At 68.8% G+C, this 2,243-nt stretch carries 2 protein-coding genes; both read left to right on the forward strand.

All coding sequences use genetic code 11. From position 1 onward, the window contains the following. Window positions 1-70: 70 nt before the first annotated feature. The gene (gene istA / locus AB0K60_RS37620; protein ID WP_364066608.1) at window positions 71-1,336 is read left to right on the forward strand and encodes an IS21 family transposase; all 1,266 of its coding nucleotides are present in this window, start codon (window positions 71-73) and stop codon (window positions 1,334-1,336) included. After that, entirely contained in the window at window positions 1,333-2,181 is an 849-nt protein-coding gene (gene istB, locus AB0K60_RS37625) for an IS21-like element helper ATPase IstB (RefSeq protein WP_364066611.1), read from the forward strand. The genes istA and istB overlap by 4 nt, the downstream gene beginning before the upstream one ends. Window positions 2,182-2,243 lie beyond the last annotated feature (62 nt).

Consider the following 2,243-nt stretch of genomic DNA (forward strand, 5'->3'; position numbering starts at 1 on the left):
TGTCGCCGGATCTTGAAAGCTGACCCCCTGGGGTACTTTGAAAGTTAACCCCCCTCCGAGATCTTGGAGGGTGCTGAAAGTGGAGGACTGGGCCGAGATCCGCCGTCTGCATCGGGCAGAGGGCGTGCCCATCAAGGAGATCGCCAGACGGATGGGGGTGGCCCGCAACACGGTACGGCGGGCATTGGCCTCCGACCGGCCGCCCAAGTATCAGCGGGCCCGGCGCGGGTCGGTCGCTGATGCCTACGAGCCACAGGTCAGGGCGCTGCTGCGGGAATGGCCGAAGATGCCTGCGCCGGTGATCGCGCAGCGGATCGGCTGGCCGTACTCCGAAGGGCCGTTGAAGAAGCTGCTGGCCCGCATCCGACCCGAGTACGCCGGTATCGACCCGGTGGACCGGGTGTCCTACCAGCCCGGCCGGCTCACCCAATGCGACCTGTGGTTCCCCGAGCCGAGGATCCCGGTCGGGCCGGGCCAGCGGCGGATGCTGCCGGTGCTGGTGATGACGCTGGCGTTCTCCCGGTTCATGACCGCGATGATGATCCCCTCCCGGCAGGCCGGGGACATCTTGTCGGGCATGTGGGCGCTGATCAGCGGGATCGGCCGGGTGACCACGACCCTGCTGTGGGACCGGGAGTCGGCGATCGGCGGCGGCGGGAGGGTCAGCGTGCCGGCGGCGGCGTTCGCCGGAACCCTGGCCACGCAGATCAAGCTGGCGCCGCCCCGGGATCCGGAGTTCAAGGGCATGGTCGAGCGCCACAACGGGTTCCTGGAGACCTCGTTCCTGCCGGGGCGGACCTTCGCCTCGCCCGCGGACTTCAACGAGCAGTTGGCCGAGTGGCTGGCCCGGGCCAACACCCGCACCGTCCGCTCGATCCAGGGCCGCCCGGCCGACCTGCTGGAGGTGGACTACCGGTCGATGCTGCCGTTGCCGCCGGTGGCCCCGCAGACCGGCCTGCACCACCGTGTCCGGCTGGGACGCGACTACTACGTCCGGGTGGACAGCGTGGACTACTCGGTCGACCCGCGGGTCATCGGCCGGTTCGTCGAGGTCACCGCCTCCCCGCAGCAGGTGAGGGTGGTCTGCGACGGCCATCTGGTGGCCTGCCACACCCGCTCGTGGGCCAGGCACGGCGTGGTCACCGACCCCGCTCACGCCGCCACCGCCGCCGCGATGCGCCAGGCCCTGGCCGCCGAGCGCGACAGCCGCCGGGCGGCCACCCGCTTTCACCCCGACGGCCACGCCGTCATGCTCCGGGCTCTGCCGGACTACGACGCCCTGTTCGGCGTCGACTTCGACCCATCCACATCCAGCACAGAAGCGAGCAGCCAGTGACCACAGCCACCACAGCCGCCACAGCCACCACGGCCACTTCGGCCACTTCGACCACGCCGGCCGCGACGCCCAAGGACGGGCTGCCGTCGATGATCGCCTACCTCACCCGGGTACTCAAGACGCCCACCATCGGCGCGTTCTGGCAGGAGCTGGCCGCCCAGGCCCGTGACGAGAACTGGTCGCATGAGGAGTACCTGGCCGCGCTGCTGCAGCGCCAGGTCGCCGACCGGGAGTCCAAGGGCACCGTCATGCGCATCCGCACCGCCCACTTTCCCCAGGTGAAGACGCTGGAGGACTTCAACCTCGACCATCTGCCCTCGCTGCGCCGTGACGTGCTCGCCCATCTGGCCACGGCCACGTTCATCGCCAAGGCCGAGAACGTGATCCTGCTGGGGCCGCCCGGGATCGGCAAGACCCATCTGGCCATCGGCCTTGGGGTCAAGGCCTGCCAATCGGGCTACTCGGTGCTGTTCGACACCGCCGGCAACTGGATCGCCCGGCTGTCGGCGGCACACCATGCCGGACACCTGGAAGCCGAGCTGAAGAAGATCCGCCGCTACAAGCTGATCATTGTCGATGAGGTGGGCTACATCCCGTTCGACCAGGACGCGGCCAACCTGTTCTTCCAGCTCGTCGCGTCCCGCTACGAGCAGGGCTCGATCATGGTCACCTCGAACCTGCCCTTTGGCCGATGGGGAGAGACCTTTTCCGATGATGTCGTCGCTGCGGCGATGATCGACCGGCTCGTCCATCATGCCGAGGTCCTGACCCTCACCGGCGACTCCTACCGAACCCGCCAACGCCGGGAACTGCTGGCCAAGGAGAACCGGGCCAGCCGCGACTGACCAATGCCGGGGGGTTAATTTTCCCGGAACCGCGCGGGGTCACTATCGCGCGTCCGTTGACA

It is taken from the genome of Thermopolyspora sp. NPDC052614 (assembly GCF_040678635.1).
GTDB lineage: Bacteria > Actinomycetota > Actinomycetes > Streptosporangiales > Streptosporangiaceae > Thermopolyspora.